General features: G+C 55.2%; 17 protein-coding genes. 8 read left to right on the top strand and 9 right to left on the bottom strand.

What is annotated here, in order from left to right; translation table 11 throughout:
- Positions 1–65: 65 nt before the first annotated feature.
- Positions 66–641 carry a nucleoside triphosphate pyrophosphohydrolase family protein gene (locus KJI95_RS05915; RefSeq protein ID WP_214506269.1) on the top strand — a complete coding sequence of 192 codons (576 nt, stop codon included), beginning with the start codon at positions 66–68 and terminating at the stop codon, positions 639–641.
- Positions 642–843: 202 nt separating this feature from the next.
- A complete protein-coding gene (gene torT / locus KJI95_RS05910) occupies positions 844–1,995 on the top strand; it encodes a TMAO reductase system periplasmic protein TorT (protein WP_250885680.1) in 1,152 nt (383 codons plus the stop codon).
- Here the strand turns inward: torT and ubiA are convergent.
- Positions 1,946–2,818: a 4-hydroxybenzoate octaprenyltransferase gene (ubiA, locus tag KJI95_RS05905; protein WP_214506268.1), complete on the bottom strand. Its 873-nt coding sequence runs from the start codon at positions 2,816–2,818 to the stop codon at positions 1,946–1,948. The two genes, torT and ubiA, sit on opposite strands and share 50 nt — an antisense overlap.
- Positions 2,819–2,875: 57 nt before the next feature.
- Positions 2,876–5,041 carry a DNA helicase II gene (uvrD, locus tag KJI95_RS05900; RefSeq protein ID WP_214506267.1) on the bottom strand — a complete coding sequence of 722 codons (2,166 nt, stop codon included), beginning with the start codon at positions 5,039–5,041 and terminating at the stop codon, positions 2,876–2,878.
- A gap of 138 nt (positions 5,042–5,179) precedes the next feature.
- Here uvrD and KJI95_RS05895 point away from each other — a divergent pair, with 138 nt between their 5' ends.
- Entirely contained in the window at positions 5,180–6,160 is a 981-nt protein-coding gene (locus KJI95_RS05895; RefSeq protein WP_214506266.1) for a response regulator, read from the top strand.
- 411 nt (positions 6,161–6,571) lie between these two features.
- The gene (locus KJI95_RS05890; RefSeq protein WP_214506265.1) at positions 6,572–8,134 is read left to right on the top strand and encodes an amidase; all 1,563 of its coding nucleotides are present in this window, start codon (positions 6,572–6,574) and stop codon (positions 8,132–8,134) included.
- Positions 8,135–8,190: 56 nt separating this feature from the next.
- Here the strand turns inward: KJI95_RS05890 and KJI95_RS05885 are convergent, their stop codons facing one another.
- The 5 genes from KJI95_RS05885 to udp all read right to left on the bottom strand — a co-directional run bounded on the left by KJI95_RS05885 (position 8,191) and on the right by udp (position 12,097).
- On the bottom strand, positions 8,191–8,703 hold the full coding sequence (locus KJI95_RS05885; RefSeq protein WP_214506264.1) for a DUF2059 domain-containing protein: 513 nt from the start codon (positions 8,701–8,703) through the stop codon (positions 8,191–8,193).
- A gap of 29 nt (positions 8,704–8,732) precedes the next feature.
- A complete protein-coding gene (locus KJI95_RS05880; RefSeq protein WP_214506263.1) occupies positions 8,733–9,665 on the bottom strand; it encodes an SPFH domain-containing protein in 933 nt (310 codons plus the stop codon).
- A gap of 11 nt (positions 9,666–9,676) precedes the next feature.
- Positions 9,677–10,588, bottom strand: coding sequence for an SPFH domain-containing protein (locus tag KJI95_RS05875; RefSeq protein WP_214506262.1), 912 nt, complete (start codon positions 10,586–10,588; stop codon positions 9,677–9,679).
- 26 nt (positions 10,589–10,614) lie between these two features.
- On the bottom strand, positions 10,615–11,073 hold the full coding sequence (locus KJI95_RS05870) for an NfeD family protein (protein ID WP_214506261.1): 459 nt from the start codon (positions 11,071–11,073) through the stop codon (positions 10,615–10,617).
- A gap of 265 nt (positions 11,074–11,338) precedes the next feature.
- The gene (gene udp / locus KJI95_RS05865) at positions 11,339–12,097 is read right to left on the bottom strand and encodes a uridine phosphorylase (protein WP_214506260.1); all 759 of its coding nucleotides are present in this window, start codon (positions 12,095–12,097) and stop codon (positions 11,339–11,341) included.
- Positions 12,098–12,475: 378 nt separating this feature from the next.
- Here udp and KJI95_RS05860 point away from each other — a divergent pair, with 378 nt between their 5' ends.
- Complete coding sequence (locus KJI95_RS05860) at positions 12,476–12,691, top strand: HP1242/YdcH family protein (RefSeq protein ID WP_214506797.1); 216 nt, start codon at positions 12,476–12,478, stop codon at positions 12,689–12,691.
- Positions 12,692–12,846: 155 nt separating this feature from the next.
- Here the strand turns inward: KJI95_RS05860 and KJI95_RS05855 are convergent, their stop codons facing one another.
- Positions 12,847–14,022: a type III PLP-dependent enzyme gene (locus tag KJI95_RS05855; protein WP_214506259.1), complete on the bottom strand. Its 1,176-nt coding sequence runs from the start codon at positions 14,020–14,022 to the stop codon at positions 12,847–12,849.
- A 658-nt stretch (positions 14,023–14,680) separates the two neighbouring features.
- Here KJI95_RS05855 and KJI95_RS05850 point away from each other — a divergent pair.
- The 3 genes from KJI95_RS05850 to KJI95_RS05840 all read left to right on the top strand — a co-directional run bounded on the left by KJI95_RS05850 (position 14,681) and on the right by KJI95_RS05840 (position 17,961).
- On the top strand, positions 14,681–15,697 hold the full coding sequence (locus KJI95_RS05850) for an outer membrane beta-barrel protein (RefSeq protein ID WP_214506258.1): 1,017 nt from the start codon (positions 14,681–14,683) through the stop codon (positions 15,695–15,697).
- A gap of 375 nt (positions 15,698–16,072) precedes the next feature.
- Entirely contained in the window at positions 16,073–16,990 is a 918-nt protein-coding gene (locus tag KJI95_RS05845) for a LysR family transcriptional regulator (protein ID WP_214506257.1), read from the top strand.
- Positions 16,984–17,961, top strand: coding sequence for a LysR family transcriptional regulator (locus KJI95_RS05840; protein WP_250885679.1), 978 nt, complete (start codon positions 16,984–16,986; stop codon positions 17,959–17,961). Before KJI95_RS05845 ends, KJI95_RS05840 begins: the two co-directional genes overlap by 7 nt.
- On the opposite strand, the gene KJI95_RS05835 is transcribed toward KJI95_RS05840, so the two are convergent.
- Positions 17,933–18,817 (bottom strand): radical SAM protein, encoded by an 885-nt coding sequence (locus KJI95_RS05835; RefSeq protein ID WP_214506256.1) that lies wholly within the window; start codon positions 18,815–18,817, stop codon positions 17,933–17,935. The genes KJI95_RS05840 and KJI95_RS05835 overlap by 29 nt on opposite strands.
- Between the last annotated feature and the right edge of the window lie 132 nt (positions 18,818–18,949).

Here is an 18,949-nt window from a genome sequence, read left to right as displayed (position 1 = left end):
TTGCCTGCGGCGGCGCAATTCTTTATCATCCCCAGTTTCACGTAATTTGCGCAACAAGGCGAGCCATGAAACTGACCCAGCTGACTCCGGCACTCTATGAAAAACTGTACCGCGACATTCATCAATTCCGCACCACCTTTGACCTGCCGGTAGAAGACAGCGCCAGCCTGGATGACAAAGCAGATACCCTGCACTCATCTTTGATTATCGAAGAGCTGACCGAGCTTGCCGAAGCAAACTGCAAAGTCGAGCAGGCCGATGCGATAGTGGACAGCGTGTACGTGCTCATGGGCCGCGCCGTGCATTTGGGTGCCAAGAGCGCCGAGGCACATCTGGAAATCAGCTACTTTATCGATGTGCTGCTGCACGTGGCCGCAAACCGTGGCATCAACTTCGAAATCTGCTGGGATGAAGTGCACTCAAGCAACATGAGCAAAGTGTGCCGCACCGAGCAGGAACTTAACGACACCATAGCCCACTATGCAACCCAGGGTGTGGAGATTGTCGGCAGCCGTCAGGGCGAGTTTTTGATTGCCAAGTGCGCCAAAGATGTTGAGCTTGAAGGTAAAACCGTGCGTCAGGGCAAGGTGCTCAAATCGGTTTACTATCGCCCCGCCAACCTGAGCGCGCTGGTGCAGTAATCCAGCATCACCACATTGAAAAAGCAGGCCTGGCCTGCTTTTTTGTTGGCTGAGCTCACAAGGTACGCATCCACAAAAGCGCTGCTCACAAGAGCGCCGCCTTAGCCATTGCCTTAACCATCGCCTTATCCATCACCTTATCCAAATCGGCTGCGATTTTATGGCAATCTGAGTGTTAATTGGTCATAGCCCGACTAGGCTTATGGCATTAGCACCTATCAATCTGCTGCTTATGCTCAAGCCTTTATCATTACCCGCCCTGCCAATCGCCGCATTGCTGCTGGCCGCCATGGCATTGCCAGCGGCGGCTCAGACAGAGCCTGCTAAAGCTCAGTGGTATCCGCTGCAAATGATGGTCGATGGCAAACCGGCAAGCTTTGAGCCACCCACGGTGGCGGGCAAACTCTGGCGCCTGTGCGCCCTTTTGCCCCATGGCAAGGATCATTACTGGTGGGGCGTGGCCTGGGGATTATCGGAAGAAGCAAAGCGGCTTGGGGTCGAAATCGGCATTTACGATGCCGGCGGCTACGATAAGCTCGCGATGCAAAAACAGCAGCTGCGGGACTGCTATAAACTCAAGGCCGACGCCTACATCATCGCCGCCATTGCCGCCGACGGGCTAAATGCCGAAGCTGAGCTGCTGTATAACAACCATATTCCGGTGATTGATTTGGTCAATGGCATGAGTACCAGCAAGGTAAGCAGCCGCTCACTGGTGCACTTTTCTGACATGACCCGCGCCGCAGTGGCTTTTATGCTGAAACAGCCAGTTCAGGGCAAGCAAACCCTCGGCTGGTTTCCGGGGCCCGAAGGCGCAGCCTGGGTAACAGATGCCGAAACAGGCCTGAATACCGCCCTCGAAGGACAGCCGTTTACTCTTTACCACGGCGGCTACGGGATGACTGAAACCTTTGCCCAGGCCGATTTGGTGCGAAAAATGGTCGCAGCTCACCACCCCGACTACATCATTGCCAATGCGGTGGCCGCCACTGTGGCCAGTAAGTATTTTACCGACGGCAAACGCGGCAAGACCAAGGTGATTTCTTTTTACTCCAACCCGCAAACCATAGCGCTTACCCAAGAAGGCGCGCTGCAGGCCACAGTGACCGACTCACCTGTGCTGCAGGCGCGGGTGGCCGTGGATTTGGCGGTGCGTTGGCTCGATACAGGAAATGCGCCCAAGCGGGTCAGCCCCATTATCAAGGTGCTGACGCCGGAGAACATTAAGGATGCGGATTTGGAGCAGACGTTGCCACCGGCAAATCAGTGGATGATCCACCAGCAGCTGAGTCCCATTGATGGCGCTACAGCGCGGATATTCCGTAATCTGCGCCCAGCGCCAAAAACAGAGTAAGACCGGCGTAGTTGTTGTTCAAAAACGCTTTAAAACAATCGCTGCGCTCACGGCCACGAATAAGCCGCTGCTGATACACAGAAAAGCCGATAAAGGTGGCAATGCCGAGGGCATACAGAAGCCCACGCTCGGCGCTCATGCCGGCGGCGATAAAGCAGCCGAGCGCAGCAAGCTGAAATAAGCCAATGATTTCTCTGTCGAACCTGCCAAACAAAATGGCGGTGGACTTGATGCCGACCTTAAGATCGTCATCCCTGTCGACCATGGCGTACATGGTGTCGTAGGCCACGGTCCAAAACCAATTCGCGGCAAACAGCCACCAGGCCGAGGCCGGGACTTCGCCGGTCTGGGCGGCGTAGGCCATGGGAATAGACCAGCTCCACACCACGCCAAGGAACATCTGCGGCATATTGGTCCAGCGCTTGGTGAAGGGGTAAATCACGGTAAGGACTATCCCCACCACCGAGAGCTTTACCACCAGGGGGTTAAGCATCAGCACCAGCGCAAAGGCAAACAGCCCCAGTACCACAAACAGGGTCAGCGCTTCGCGCACTGTCACCTCACCGCTGGCGAGCGGGCGGCTTTTGGTACGGGCCACATGGCCATCGAGATCCCGGTCGGCATAGTCGTTGATGATACAGCCGCAGGCGCGCATCACCACCACACCGATAACAAACACCACCAGCACCTTGAGGTCGGGCATACCCCCTGCGGCCAGCAGCAGCGCCATCAGGCAGGGCCAAAGCAGCAGCAAGGTGCCTATGGGGCGGTCGAGCCGCATCAGGCGGGAGTAAGCATCCCATTTTCGCGCAAGTTTGCTCATATGACGTCCTTTTGAGTTTCGCGCCCGATTATAGCCACAGGCTGCTACCCGCTTAAATCAGATATTTTCCAGCTTGGCGTAACTCACCACCAGCCACTTGCTGCCAAAGTCATCGAAGTGCACCTGCACCCGAGCCTGCGGGCCGCTGCCTTCGTAATTGGTGACTATGCCCTCGCCAAACTTGAAGTGCCGCACCCGGCCGCCGATTTTAAGCCCTGAGTCATTGAATGACTGCTGGGCATGGGCAAAACGGTTGGTGGCCATCGGGGTAGACACCTGCGCCTTCAAACGGATTTCTTCCACATACTGGGGCGGAATTTCGCGGATAAAGCGCGACGGTCTGGCGTAGTCTTCACGGCCATAAATGCGCCGTGACTCGGCATAGGTGATGTAAAGCTTCTGCATGGCGCGGGTCATGCCGACGTAGCACAGGCGCCGCTCTTCTTCGAGCCGGTCGCCCTCTTCCAGCGCAAGCTTACTTGGGAATATGCCCTCTTCTACCCCAGCCATAAACACCATCGGAAACTCAAGCCCCTTGGCAGAGTGCAGCGTCATCAGCTGCACTGCGTCGGTGTGGGCATCGGCCTGGCCTTCACCGGCCTCCAGCGCCGCGTGGGACAAAAAGGCATCCAGCTCCGGCATGTCTTCAATGTCGTCCGGCCGCTCAAAGCTGCGGGCGGCGGTGACCAATTCCTCAAGGTTTTCAACCCGGGCCTGGGCGTTTTCGCCTTTTTCGGCCTCGTACATGGCCTTAAGGCCCGAGTGCTGAATCACATGGTCGGCTACCCGGTACAGTGGCAGCTCGGCGGTGTCGCTGCGAAGCTGCACTATCAGGTCCAGAAAACCTTTTACCGCGTTGGCGGCGCGGCCGGACAATACCTTTTCTTCCATCAGCTTAAGGCTGGTATGCCACAGGGTCAGCTGCTCTTTGCGGGCCGTGGTGCGCAGAATATCCAGGGTGCGCTCACCTATGCCGCGGGGCGGGGTGTTAACCACCCGCTCGAAGGCGGCGTCGTCGTTGCGGTTGGAGATAAGGCGCAGATAGCCCATGGCATCCTTGATTTCCTGACGCTCGAAAAAGCGCAGGCCGCCGTAAATACGATAGGCCATGCCCTTGTGCAGCAGGGCTTCTTCCAGCACCCGCGACTGGGCATTGGAGCGGTACAGGATGGCGCACTCGCCGAGCATGCCGCCCTTGTCCTGCCAGTCGTGGATGCGGCCGACGATAAAGCGCGCCTCGTCCATCTCGTTAAAGGCGCAGTAAAGGGAAATCGGCTCGCCGTCTTTATCTTCGGTCCACAGCTCCTTGCCCATACGGTCGGGGTTATTGGCAATCAGCTCGTTGGAAGCTTTAAGAATATTGCCGGTGGAGCGGTAGTTTTGCTCGAGGCGAATAGTCTCGGCACCGGGGAAGTCTTTCAAAAAGCGGTGCAGGTTCTCTACCTGCGCGCCGCGCCAGCCGTAAATCGACTGGTCATCGTCACCCACTATCATCACATGGGCACTGTTGCCCGCCAGCACCCGGATCCAGGCGTACTGAATGGCGTTGGTATCCTGAAACTCGTCCACCAGAATGTGGCGGAATCTGTCCTGATAATGGGCCAGCAAATGGGGCTTGTTGAGCCAAAGCTCGTGGGCACGCAGCAGAATTTCGGCAAAGTCCACCAGACCTGCGCGGTCGCAGCTTTCCTGATAGATGCGATAAAGCTCAAGCAGCTTTTGCTCCATCGGAAACGGGGTTGCGGCAATGTGCTGTGGCCGAAGCCCCTGATCTTTTTTGCCGTTGATATAACCTGCCACCATGCGCGGCGGATACTGTTTCTCGTCCAGATTCAGGCTCTTGAGTATGCGTTTGAGCAGCCGCTGCTGATCGTCCGAGTCCATGATCTGAAAGCTTTGCGGCAAGCCCGCGTCCTGCCAGTGGGTACGCAGCAGTCGGTGTGCCAGGCCGTGGAAAGTACCAATCCACATGCGGCCTGTGTTGTTGCCAACAATTTTTTCGACCCGCTCGCGCATCTCGGCGGCAGCCTTGTTGGTAAAGGTCACGGCAAGAATGGAATAGGGGCTCTGGTTTTCAACCTGCAGCAGCCAGGCAATCCTGTGGGTCAGCACCCGGGTTTTGCCGCTGCCGGCGCCGGCCAACACCAGCATGCTCGAGAGTGGCGCCGCCACTGCCTCACGTTGTTTATCGTTCAGGCCATCGAGTAAAAATGAAACGTCCATTCCTGCCTCCCAAAAGTCGAGGCGGCATTATATCAGAAGCCTGCAGACATGGGGCGGCAACCGCCAATCCATTGCTGGGCAAAATCCCATCAAGTGACTAAGATAGGTTTGCGCCTAAGAAAACAGCCTATCAAATCGATGATCTATACACTGCAGCCACTGACACTGGATGTTCAAGGACGCAGCCTTTCCTGCCTTGGACAGAAACTTGATTGCGACGAGCGCACTGTGCAGTTAATGCAACTGCTGATTGAGCGTTACCCCGAACCCCTTGACCAGCAACTGCTGCTGTCGAGCCTGTGGCCCAATACCGTGGTCAGCAATTGGTCGGTGGCGCGGTTAATCTCGGATACTCGCAAACGCTTTAAAGATGCCGGCATGGATGAAAGCGTGATTCAAACCCTCCATGGCCGGGGTTATCGGCTCGAACCCGAGCTCGCGGCGCGGCTTCGGATTGAAACCGACCCAGCGCCTGTTTCTGCTCCGGTTTCTGTTTCTGCTCCGGTTTCTGTTTCTGCTCCTGTTTCTGTGCTTGAGCCTTTCACAGACGCAGCACCTCAGGTATCGATCGCCGAGTCCAAGCCAAGCCGCAGTGCACGCCCTCTCCTTTGGCTTGCCCTGGCACTCGCCGTGCTGCTGGGCGCAAGCTGGCATTATCTGCAGCAATTGCCGCAAACCCTGCTGATTGGCGAGCCCGCCGGCGTCAAGGGCCGCATCCTGTGGGTTGACGATCATCCCGCCAACAACGAAGCCGAAATCAAAAGTCTTAAGCAGGACAACATCGCCGTGTACACCACCACCAGCAGCGAAGAAGCGCTGATGCTGCTGTCCATGTACCGCTACGATGCCATTATTTCTGACATGGGCCGGGGCGATGATTCGCTGGCCGGGCTCAGGCTGGTGCAAACCTTAAGAAGCCGTGGCGACCAGACGCCTTACTTTCTCTACACCATTCTACCGTCCGACGCGCAGCGCCAACTGGCACTGGACCATGGTGCCCAGGGCGTTGCCGTGGATGAGACCAAGCTATTCAAACAGCTGCAAACTGTGCCTTGGGGCGTAAAACCGGCAGTGCCTGCCCAGGTCGGCGATGCCGAGCCTCAAAGCGCAAGCAACTGATAAATAATACATTCAAAAAAATTCAAAACATTTCACAGCCGATTTTGGCAATTTTGGGCTAAAAAAGAGGTCGCCGCGCGTTCAGTGCAAACTGCTGCCAAGCAGCGGACTTAACAGCGGCGGAAAGGGAAAGGGGACTATCCCCACGATGGCGCCCACTTGGTTGGGGAATGGAGTCGAGCCAGACTCCGGCCATGGTCAGGGACGACCGGGGCGCCGCCACTTAAGGATTGAATGCGCTGAAGGAAACAACCATGTTACTTGCCATACTACTGGCGGTATTTATCGGCACCAGCGTGTATTTGTTGTTTCAGCTGCGGGACCGATGAAACCGCGCCCACGCCGCCGCTTGGCTCCTTTGATTGTTTTCAGCAGCTTAGGCCTTATCTTCAGTTGATGATGGGCGGCTGTGTGAATATCTTCTTCTCTGGCATCAGTTTTTTTCGAATTCCGCTGATACTTGGCAATCAGCCTTTGCGCGTCAAGGCGCGCTACTCGTTGCAGCTAAACTACTCATTCCAAGCGCTGTGCTTACTTTTAGCCCTCTCTTTTGGTGCCGCCGCCAACACCCCCGCATATGATTTCAGCCGCGCCGATGTCGCCGGATTGCTGGAGGCGCAGCGCCGTGGCGAGCTTTCGGCCGAGCACATCAGCGAGCATTATCTCAAGGTGATTGCCGATAACAATCCCAGGTACAACGCGGTCATCACCCTGGCAAATGATGTGAAAGCCCAGGCGCAGCAGCTCGATAGCGCCCGCGCGCAGGGCAAACCCATGGGCGCGCTGCACGGTATTCCTGTGCTTATCAAAGACAATATCGATACCGCCGATGGCATGGCCAACACCGCAGGCAGTGTGCTGCTGGCCAAGCATTTTCCGAAGGCCGATGCGCCGCTTATCCAAAAACTCAGGGCGGAAGGCGCCATCATTCTGGGTAAAACCAATCTGAGTGAATGGGCCAACTTTCGCTCAAGCCACAGTGTCAGCGGCTGGAGCAGCCTTGGCGGCCAAACCTTTAATGCCCACGACCCAAGCCGCAGCCCGTGCGGCTCAAGCTCGGGCTCGGCAGTGGCAGTCGCGCTGGGCATGGCACCACTCGCCATTGGCACAGAAACCGATGGCTCCATCACCTGCCCCGCCGCAATGAACGGCGTGGTGGGCATCAAGCCGAGCCTGGGACTGGTAAGTCAGGAAGGAATAATTCCCATCTCGGCGCTGCAGGATACCGCAGGCCCAATGGCAAGGAGCGTGGCCGATGCGGCGCGATTGCTTGCGGTGATATCGGGCGAGAAACTCAACAAAGATGACGCCAAGCTCAAGGGATTACGGCTTGGGGTGGTCGCAAATCTCATGGGTTACAGCCCGCGCACCGACGCCGCGTTTGCCGCAAGCCTCGATACCCTCAAGGCGGCGGGGGTGACGGTTATCGAAGGGCTTGAGCTGCCAAACCTTGATGAAATGGGCAATCTTGAGTTTCAGTTGCTGCTGTGGGACTTTAAAGACGCCATCGCCGACTATCTTGCCACCACGTCACTGCCCCATAAAAACCTCGCCGACCTGATTGCCGCCAACAGGGCCGCTGCCAAAACGGCCATGCCGCACTTTGGTCAGGAACTGTTTGAAATGAGTGAGGCCAGTAAGGGCCGCACCGAACCGGAGTTTGCCAAGGCCGAGGCGCGGGCAAAGGAGCTTGCCGGAAAGCTTGGTATCGATGCGCTTATCAACGCACACAGCCTCGATGCCCTGATAGCCCCAACCACAGGGCCTGCCTGGAAAATCGATGTGCTCAATGGTGACCATTATGGCGGCAGTGCCTCGAGCCCGGCGGCGGTGGCCGGTTACCCCCATATCACCCTCCCCATGGCCCAAACCGGCGACATGCCGCTGGGCTTATCGCTGTTCAGCGGTAAAGGCAGCGACGCACGCCTGATAGCCATAGCGTCGGCGATTGAGCCTCTGCTGCACCGCAAATGAGGATTTCACATAACAAAAAAGAGGGCCAAGGCCCTCTTCTTCATTAAAGCAGCAAGTTACTGTTTGCTGCTTTGGGCACGTGACGCCTCCAGCTGCTTTTTGAAGTCAGCTGACAAGGCGTCCAGTTTCGGCATCATCTGCTGCATCATGCCCATGGTGATTTGCATCGACTCCTGGGTCATCTGGGGCATTTTGGCTACCATGGCCTTGCCGGTTTCACTCTGGTAAAACGCGAGCATGTCGGCAATTTCTTTTTCGGTAAAATTGCGGGCATAAATATCGGCCATCGGCCCTTTCAATTTATCCCAGCCCATTTCGTCGCTGACCAGCTTAACCACCTTGGCGTTAAAGTCCTCGACCAGGGCGCGCTCACTTTCCTTGATTTGCATCTGCGCCTGCATCTGCCTGATCATGCCGTCCATCTGACCATAAATGGCATCCATCAGGGCATCGGCTTTCATGGCAACCAGCAGCTCGTCCACCTGGGCGCGGCGCTCAGCCTCACCGGCAAATACCGGCGCCGTCAGCAGGCTCACGCCAATCATTACTGACATCAGTGTCTTTTTCATGCTTCTTTCCTTATTGTGATTGAGGCCGTTCAGCGGCGCTCATCCAGACCCATCGCGGCCATCCACTGTTCAAAATGAACTATGTTAGCGGGCACCACGACACGGCTTCCCTGCTGCCCAAGCCCCTTGAGCTGGGCAAGATACTGCTCACCGAGCTGCAAACGCAGCGCGTTTTGACCGCCGGGCGCCGAAATCACCGCCGCCAGCCGCTCGATGGATTCGGCGGTGGCACGGGCAATGGCGAGGATTTCCTCGGCCTTACCCTCGGCTTCGTTGATACGTTTTTGCATCTCACCTTCGGAGCGGTTGATGGTCTCGGCCTTGATCCCCTCGGAGCGATTGATCTTGGCCTGTTTGTCACCCTCACTCTTGGCCAGCAGCGCCCGGCGCTCACGCTCGGCGTTTACCTGCATCTCCATGGCGTTTTTCACGGTTTCCGGCGGGGTGATGTTTTTGATTTCATAACGGTGTACCCGAATGCCCCACAGGGCACCGGCCTGATCCAGCACTTCCACCACCTTGGCGCTGATCACATCGCGCTCTTCAAAGGTGCGGTCCAGCTCCAGGGTGCCAATCACAGAGCGGGTGGTGGTCTGCGCCAGCTGAATCGCGGCGTAGCGATAGTCGGTGACGCCGTAACTGGCTTTGACCGGGTCAACCACAGACATATAAATCACCCCGTCCACTTCGACTTTCACCTCATCGCTGGAAAAACATTCCTGCGGCGGCACATCAATGGTTTCTTCCTTCAAATCATGAATATATGAAACCTTATCCACAAAGGGGATCAAAGTGTGAAAGCCCGCATCCAGAGTGGAGTGATACTTGCCAAGGCGCTCGACTATGTAGGCCGACTTGGTGGGCACCAGACGGATAGACTGAAACAACTTAATGATAAAGATGAAGAAAATCAGGCCCCAGATGGCCATAACTATCAATTCGCTTTGTACTGGCAGTTCCATGGCTGTTCTCCTTATGCCTTGTTCAGCGTGTGGCTGACTTTATCCATGCCTTCGAAAAAGCCTTCCAGTTTGGCCAGCTCCGCCGGCACCACTGACACTTCGGCATGTTTCAGCACTTCACCTATCTGCTTGATAAACTGCTCTTTAAGCTGCATGTTCATCGCCTCTGTACCGCCATTGACCGCCAGCGCCCCAGACACCATGGCCATGCCCTCAGCCTTGGCTTTGGCGATGATGGCAATTTCAGCCGCTGTGCCCTTTGCTTCGTTGATGCGCTTTTGCTTTTCACCCTCTGACAGGTTAATGGCCTCCTGACGCTCCCCTTCTGAGAGGTTAATCATCGCCGCCTTCTCGGCGCTGGCGAGGGTGATTTCCGCCCGCTTGCGACGCTCGGCTTCCATTTGTTTTTCAAGGGTATGAATAACGTGGTGCGACGGAGTGATATTGCGGATTTCGTAGCGCAGCACCTTGATACCCCAGGGCTCAGACGCCTTGTCGATTTCACGCACTATCGACTCATTGAGCCGGTCCCGCTCAGAAAAAGTCTCGCTCAGGGTGAGCTTACCGATTTCAGAGCGCATGGTGGTCTGGGCAAGATTGACCGCCGCCAGCTGATAATCTTCAATGCCGTAACTGGCAAGCTTGCCGTCCATCACCTTGAGATACACCAGACCGTCCACCTCCAGCTGAGTGTTGTCCTTGGAGATACAGCTTTGGCTGGGCACATCCAGCACCTGTTCGCGGGTGTCGTGGCGATAGGCCACCCGGTCAAAAAACGGAATAAGAAAGTGAAAGCCGGGCTCAAGCACGGTGCGAAACTTGCCAAGGCGCTCAATCACAGCCACCTCACGCATGGGCACCACCAGCATCAGCTTGTAGAGCAAAAATAAAATGAATAGAAAAATTATGGTAAACAGCAACATATTTCCGTCCTTGTCACATTGAACTGTTATTTTTCGCCGAGGTTTTCGACGATAAGCGAGATGTTTTCGCGGCAGATCACCCGCACTTTGGCGCCGCTGGCAATCAGACTGCCGTCACCGAGCGCGGGCCATTCGGCACCCTGAAACTCGACCCGGCCGGGCTTTTCTCCCGGGCCTATATCGGCCTTCACCAGCGCCAGCTGGTTGTAGATATCGAGCGCTTCGTCTGTGTTATCGACATGGGAATCGCCGCCAACCAAACGTTGGGTCACACTGCGAAACGCGAGCAGCAGTACCATGGCGCTGATAAACCACAGGGTAAAGGCTTGCGGCAAACCTTCGACCAGCCCGACCCACAGCGCGCCGGCCACCACCAGACAGGCAGCCCCAAGCAGAATCACTATGCCGCCGGGCACTATCACCTCGGCCAGCATCAGCACCACGCCAACACCGCCCCACACCAATACCGGATTTGAAAATTCCATCTCCCCCTCCCATCCAGTGTCATGATGAAACGACTATATCAGTAGTTTTTTAACATAGCGACATAATATGTCATTTCGGATGTAAATTTCGCCGACAAAAAAAGCGCCACTGGGGCGCTTTTTAATTAAGTCAGTATGTTAACTGCGAAGGAAACGGCAATGGAACAGTGGCATTTGCTGGAAGCTGTGCCCCGAACCACGCTTTGCAATCACACGATAACGGCCATACGAGCAAGCTTGGAACCTACTCGCGGCTTCCCTTCTATCAGGCCAGCAGTTTACGCGCGGCTGCCACAACCACAGACACGGCGCTGACTTCGGTGTTCTTCATGGTGGACTCGTCGGGGATTTCCTGCTGAGTACGGTTCACGATAACACCGGCCACGCAGGCCGCGCGCCAGCCCTGTGAAGCACACATGGTAAACAGGGTCGCAGACTCCATTTCATAGTTGAGTACGCCCATGGCCTGCCACTCTTGCATCGAGCCTTCAAAACGGCGGGTCACACGGCCAGAAACTGTGTCATAACGCTCCTGACCCGGATAGAAGGTGTCACTGGAGGCGGTAACGCCCACGTGTGGCTCAACCCCGGCGTCACGGCAGGCCGCCACCATGGCAGTGGTACATTCAAAGTTGGCCACCGCCGGGAATTCCATCGGTGCAAAGTGCAAACTGGCGCCATCGAGACGCACTGAAGCCTGGGTCACAATCAAGTCGCCCACTTTCACATGGGGCTGAATCGCGCCCGTGGTGCCGACCCGCAGGAAGGTATTGATACCAAGCTGTGCCAGCTCTTCCACGGCGATAGAGGTGGATGGGCCACCGATACCGGTTGAACACACCACCACGGCCTTGCCATCGACATAGGCCAGGTAAGAGGTAAACTCACGGTGGCTTGCCAGGAAGGTTGGCTTATCCATCAACTCTGCAATGCGCTTCACGCGCTCTGGGTCGCCCGGTACGATCGCCAGCGTGGCACCATCGAGCATGTCTTTGGTCAAACCCAGGTGAAATACATCTGCCATTGTGAAAACCCCTTTCATTTTTGATAATAAAAATCTTATAACTTCGACTTTAACCTAGTATCGAAGCCAATAAGGTTAACTTGATCACGTAATTTCTGCCAATCAGTAAAAGTTATGTCGTAAAAGAGTTACCAAACAAACTAATCCACTGATTAATAAGATAGCAGCCCGCAGACGCTGTTCCATTCCCCGAAAGGGCGATTCCGCCATTTGTGATCCCGCTGGCAAAGCCAGCAATCAACAACAAATAAAATCTTTAAAAATCATTAGATTATCCAACTCAATCTGAATTGGTGATCCGGATCACTTTTTGCCGAAAAACACAGGCGTAGGGTTAAGGTGAACCCGAAAGACAACGCATCAAAAAGGACAGTGCCGATGTTTCCAGAGTACCGTGAACTCATCACCAAATTGAAAACCGAAGACGCGCATTTTCTTAGAAAATTCAATGAGCACAATGATCTGGATAAAGAGATCATTGAGATGGAGAAACATCTTTCCAGTGAAGTGACCCCGGAATTAAAAGTCTTGAAGCAGAAAAAGCTGCATTTGAAAGAGGAAATCCACCAGATCCTCAAGTCATACGACAACTGATGTCACGCTGACAGCGTCTGCTTCAAAACACAAAGGGTGCCCAAGGGCACCCTTCTTTTTATCGGCTCTTTACCGGCCTGCTTACCGGCTCTTTACCGGCTTGCTTAGCAGCCGGCTTACGGCCTGTTCAGCGACTTAAGCTGAGCAAACAGCCATTACAGGTAGTAGTCTTTCAGCGGTGGGAAACCGTTAAAGCACACCGCTGAATAGGTGGTGGTGTAAGCACCGGCGGTAAGCCAGTAAAGGCGATCGCCGATTTCCAAATCTGATGGCAGACCATAGGCATAGTGCTCGTACATGATGTCGGCGCTGTCGCAGGTTGGGCCAGCAATCACGCATTTATCCAGCTCGCCCTTCTTCTCGGTGTAGATAGGGTACTTGATGGCTTCATCCATGGTCTCAATCAGGCCGGAAAACTTACCCACGTCGGTATACACCCAACGCTCAAGCGCCGTGTGGGATTTACGGCTGATAAGCACCACTTCTGATACCAGCACACCGGCGTTGGAGATCAGCGAGCGGCCCGGTTCCAGAATGATTTCCGGCAGTTCGTCGCCAAAGTCTTCTTTAAGGAAGTGCTTGATCTGCTGAGCATACACACCCAGCTGATTGGTCTTGTCGATGTAGTTGGCCGGGAAGCCGCCGCCCATGTTGATCATCTTGAGAGTAATGCCGTGATCGTCGCGCAGACGCTCAAACAGTACCTTCACCTTGCCGATGGCCGAATCCCAGGCGCCGATATCGCGCTGCTGAGAGCCCACGTGGAAAGAGATGCCATAAGGGTCCAGGCCCAGTTCTTTTGCCAGCGCCAGCAGCTCGTAAGCCATTTCGTTCTGACAGCCAAACTTGCGTGACAGTGGCCAGTCAGCGGTCTGTGAGCCTTCGGTCAGGATACGCACATACACTTTAGAGCCGGGGGCTTCTTCGGCAATCATGCGCAGATCTGCTTCAGAATCAGAAGCATACAAACGCACGCCGCGCTCATAGAAAGCGCGCACGTCTTTGCGCTTCTTGATGGTATTGCCAAAGCTCACGCGATCGGCAGTCACACCCACGGCCATCACCATATCCAGCTCGTAGATGGAAGCGATGTCGAAGTTCGAGCCCTTGTCTCTGAGCAGGGTCAGGATTTCCTTCGCAGGATTGGCCTTGACTGCATAATAAACATTGGCAAAAGGAAAGTTGCTTACCATGTCATCGTATTGCTTTGCGATGATATTGGTATCAATCACCACAAAAGGGGTTGCCTTGTCTTTGGCGAATTCCTGAATGCGCGCAAAGGTTTCACTGTCATAAAAGTTAGCAACATCAATAGATTGAAACTGGCTCATTGGCCCTGGGTCTCCTGTAATTGGTCTGCACCCGCCGGCGCAGTGACATGGTAAAAATCGTGCGAAGTAGACGATATTTTGCCCCAAGATGCAACGAATTTTTATGCGATATGCGTAATTTATTATGCATAAATAGTCAAATATATTGAACGCTATGTTTTGTCATTTAAAAACAGATAGTTGCATTTGACATTTCGACAGTTTTCGGTTCAAAAATCCCCTGAATAACCCATGCTTTAACGTGACTTTTCAGATGAATATCCACTGCTGCCGCATTGTCATTGCCGTTGCCATTTCCTTTGCACCTCCTTTGTCCTTTCCTTTGTCCTTTCCTTTGTTATAGCCAGGCAGCTCCCCGCTATATACTCACGCCTTTATATAAGCCAGCCCGGCTTAAGCCTCTTAGCTTAAGCCCTACCCAGCACAAGCTCCCGCTTCCATACGCCAGTCCGACATAAGCCTAGCCGCTTCCCGTAAGAAGCACTCTTTCGTGGGCCTTATATATAGTGGCCATCCACAGCCTTCTATAAGCGGGGCTTATATATATTCGTAAAACTGATAATCCATATAATTCATGCCTTATCGTTCTTCGCCGCTGGGTTACCTACAATGGCCTCACTTTCGCAAAACGACGTGTTTATACACCAAGGAGTGAACCATGAAAAAGTCAATGATTGCACTGGCACTGTTCGCTGCAACTTCTTATGCCAACGCTGCTGCACCTGAGAGTGGCTTCTATTTCGGCGCCGGCGCAGGCCAGACCAACTTCAACGATGTAACCACCGAAAGCCACCTGAAAGACGGTGAAGGCACAGCCTGGAATGCGGTCGCAGGTTATCAGCTGAATAAATATTTTGCCGTCGAAGCCGGCTGGCAAGACCTCGGTACCCTGAACGATACCGACATGCGCGGCGCAGCCGCCCACGGCCAGAATATCGAAGTGAGCGGCGCGACGCTCGGTCTGGTGGGTACCCTGCCGCTGTCTGAAAAATGGTTTTTGACCGGTGAGGCCGGTGCCTATCAGTACCACCTCGAGCACCACATGGCCGCCGACCATTATGTCAGCGACACCGATGTGACTCCCTATGTGGGCGCCGGTGTGGGCTATCGCATCACCGACAATATGGATGTCACCGCCAAGTACCGCCGTTTCACCGACATAGATGAAACTGCGTGGAACACGGCGCAGATGGATGCCGAAACCGTTGGCGTGCAGCTGACTTACCGCTTCGGTGCCAAACCGGCTCCGGTTGCTGCAGTAACCCTGCCTGCCACCATCGACAAGCAGACCAAGCCGATGCCGCGGCCTGTGGTTGAAACCAAGGCCACCTCAGTCGAAGTGCTGTTTGGATTTGACTCAACTGAGCTCAGCGGTGAAGGCCAGGCCAAGCTTGACCAAATCGTCAGCCTGTCGAAACAGAGCGACAAAGATACCCTGGTACTGATTGGTCAGGCCGACAATCAGGGCGACAGCAGCTACAACCAGCGCCTGTCAGAGCAGCGTATCGCCGCAGTATCCGATTATCTGAACCGCCGTGGCGTAGAGGTGGCGTCCATCGACACCCAGGCCGACGGTGAAACCAAGGCAGCAGGCAACACCCAGAACGAGCGTCAGTTGGATCGCCGGGTGATTGTAACCCTGACCGCCGAGACTTTGGCTGCGGTGACTATGTAACACCGCGCCACACCAGTTTGGGTAGTGTTGCGGCCTGATAACCGTCCCTCCCGGCTGATACATTGACTGCCATCTTGTATCAGCCAGCCTTCGGGGCAAACTCAGCCGGTTCAGGATTGCCAAAATGCATAGCCGCTATGCAGCTCCCCCCGGCAATCTCCCGACAGAGAACAGGATGAGTGGAGGAGGCGGCGCTTGCCGCAGTTGTAACCCAAGGCCATGGAATGGCCTTTTTTTATTTGTACCGGCTCAGGATTGCGACGCATTGCTGATGTCAAAGCCATGCTTTACTGATGCCAAAGCCACGCTTTCGTTTTGCGATAGCAAGGCTTTCATTTTATAGTCAGCGAGTTACCCACCTGCCGCGAGAAATGGATGCCCCTCTCGGAACAGAATCTGGAAAAACTGCGCTCCTGCGACCTTAACGCCCTCTTTACCCTGTCGGTATTGCTGGAGCACGCCCACGTGTCCCGCGCTGCGCAGGCACTGGGGATGTCGCAGTCGGCCATGAGTCAGGCACTGAGCCGCCTGCGGCTGCTGTTTGAAGACCCGCTGCTGATTAAAGGCCATAACGGCATGACGCTGTCGAGTAAAGCCGAGGCGATGCAGCCCGAACTGCAGCAATGCCTGGCGCTTGCGTCTGAACTGCTTGGCAATCAAAGCTTTGATCCGGCGAAAGCCCAGGAGCAGGTGCGCTTTGCCATGAATGATGTGGCCGCCCAATTAATGATCCCGACGCTTATCAGCCATTTCGGCCAGCATGCACCCGGACTGCAACTGGATTTTCACTCCCAGCACAAAGACTGTTTTCAGTCGCTGCAGCGCGACCGGCTGGATTTGGTGGTCGGGTTTTATGACCGCTTCCCCAAGGGCATTCGTCGCCAGAGCATAGGCAAAGCCTGCTGGCAATATGCCACGCTGGACAAGGTCGATGAGCCCAAACGGCTGCTCAGTTATCAGTTTCAGGAGCACGGCCAACTGGCGCAGCAGCAACACCTCGGCGCGATTGACGATACCGAGCAGGGGTTTCTGCTCTCGTCAGGCTCGCTGAGTGTGCTGGTTAACGGGCTGCGTCAGCGCGGCACGGCAACCCTGCTGCCCCACCATGCCATCACGGTGCTGCCGGAAGAGATACGCCAGCGGCTGGTCTGGTTTGGCGAGCCGCAATATCTGGATTTACAGCTGTGCTGGGTTGACCGGCCAAGGCACAGAGAATTGCATTCCTATTTCAGAAAAGAGCTGGCTTTACTGATTAAAGACAGCCTGTTGTCGAAAGAGGTATCCCCATGTTGAATCAGGCCGATATCGCCCGTATTCGTAGCTGCGACCTCAATTTGCTGCTGTGTCTCGCGGTGCTGATTGAAGAGCAGAGCGTCTCCAAAAGCGCAGAGCGGCTGGGCTTGTCGCAACCGGCCATGAGTCAGAACCTGAAAAAACTGCACAAGCTGTTTGATGAACCCCTGTTCGTTAAACAGGGCCAGGGCATAGCCGCCACCGAAAAGGCGCAAAACCTGTATCAGCCGCTGCATCAATGGCTGCAATTGTCGAGCAGGTTACTGCTGCAAAAGCCATTTCTGCCGGAAGAAGCCACCGGAAAAATCCGTTTCAGCATGGTCGCCGATGTCGCTGAGGCCTTTGTGCCGCAGCTGCTGGCGCGCATGATGCAGGATGCCCCCAACGTCGAACTCGAGTTTATCCATAAACCATCGGACATTTTTGCCATGCTCGAATCGGGTGATCTGGATATCGCCGCCGGCGGCGTGGAGCTGCCGCCGCCCAATGTGTACGGCAGGCGCACCTCAACCGAGCGCTATCTGGTGTTTTTCAGCCCCGAGCATCCGCTGGCCGGGCTCAAAAACCCCACTCTCGCCGATGTATTTGCCTTTGAGCATGCCCGCTACAGCTCATCCAATCTGGTCGAGCAGCAAATAGACCAACTGGCGCAGGAGCAAGGCTTTACCCGCCGCTGCAGCTTTTCAAGCTCGTCCATACTGGTGCTGCTGCAGTCGCTCAAAGCCGGCCGTCATCTGGCGTTTTTGCCGGAGCGCTTCCTTCGCCGCCGCGAGCAGCTCAGCTATCTGGAACTCAGCGAAATCCCCTGGGCCGAAGGCATGCTTTACTGGCATGCCAGAGTGCACAAAGACCCGCTTATCCAATGGTTTAAAGATTTATGCCTCGATTTGGTGCAGGAGATGATAGCCGCCGGCAGCCTGCCACAAAGCGCTGGCAGCAGCGTTACAGCCCCCGCTGCCACTCCTGCCTGAGCCCGGCGCCGGCCGGATTGGCCATCGCCTCGCTGACACGGGCAAGCAGCGTCTGCTTGTCGCGGCCAAGAATGCCTTTAAGCACCAGATAGTTAGAGGCGTGATCCGAGCGAAATATCGTCTGTTCAAGCTCTAGATGACTGAGCAGCAGGTGCATTTCTTCAAGGAGCTGCGGCTGGGATGGCAGCTCAAAATTGCCATCAAACCCTTCATCCATCCGCGCCTTGCCAAGGGGTAAGGTCACCACCAGGGTGCTGAGATAATCTGGCTGCGCCGCATTCATCAGCCTGGCGGAGTTAATGGCGTGCTGGCGCGACAGCGCCTTGCCGCCAAGCCCGGTTAAAATCATTACCGAGGATTTCATTCCCGCGGCGCGGATTTTTTCAAGCGCCGCCAGCGACGAGGCAAAGGTTTCGCCCTTGGCAACCCGCTCAAGCACTTCATCATCGCCGCTCTCACAGCCGACATACAGCAGCGAAAGCCCAAGTTCACGCAGGCGGCTTAGCTGCTCAATCGACTTGTTGCCAAGGTTTCGCGGCAGGCAATAACTGCTGACTCGGGTGACGTTGGGCAAATACTCTTTAATAAGCAGCAAGATGGCCTCGAGCCTTGCAAACGGCAGGCTCATGGCATCGCCATCGGCAAGAAATACCCGACCGACCGGTGCACCACTGGCGGCCACGGCGGCCAGATCGGCTTCAATTTTGTCCTCTTTAAATGCCTTAAACCGCTTCGGCTCAGAGGTGTACATGTCGCAAAAGCGACAGCGGTTGTAACTGCAGCCATTGGTGACCTGCAGAATTAGCGATTTCCACTCAGACGGTGGACGAAACACCGGGGATATGTAGTCGAACATAAATTAGCTTGATCTTGACAAAGCCTACTTTCGTATGAAGGATAAAGTTGCGCCAGCGCAAATTTCAGTCAATGTATATCGACTAAGATGAGCGCTACGATTGCCAGTTATCACCACATTTTGGGGCGAACC

Origin of the sequence: Shewanella jiangmenensis (genome assembly GCF_018596335.1) — a bacterium.
Lineage (GTDB): Bacteria > Pseudomonadota > Gammaproteobacteria > Enterobacterales > Shewanellaceae > Shewanella > Shewanella jiangmenensis.
The sequence above is the reverse complement of the archived record's forward strand: the minus strand, read 5'-3'. Positions and strand labels throughout refer to the sequence as shown.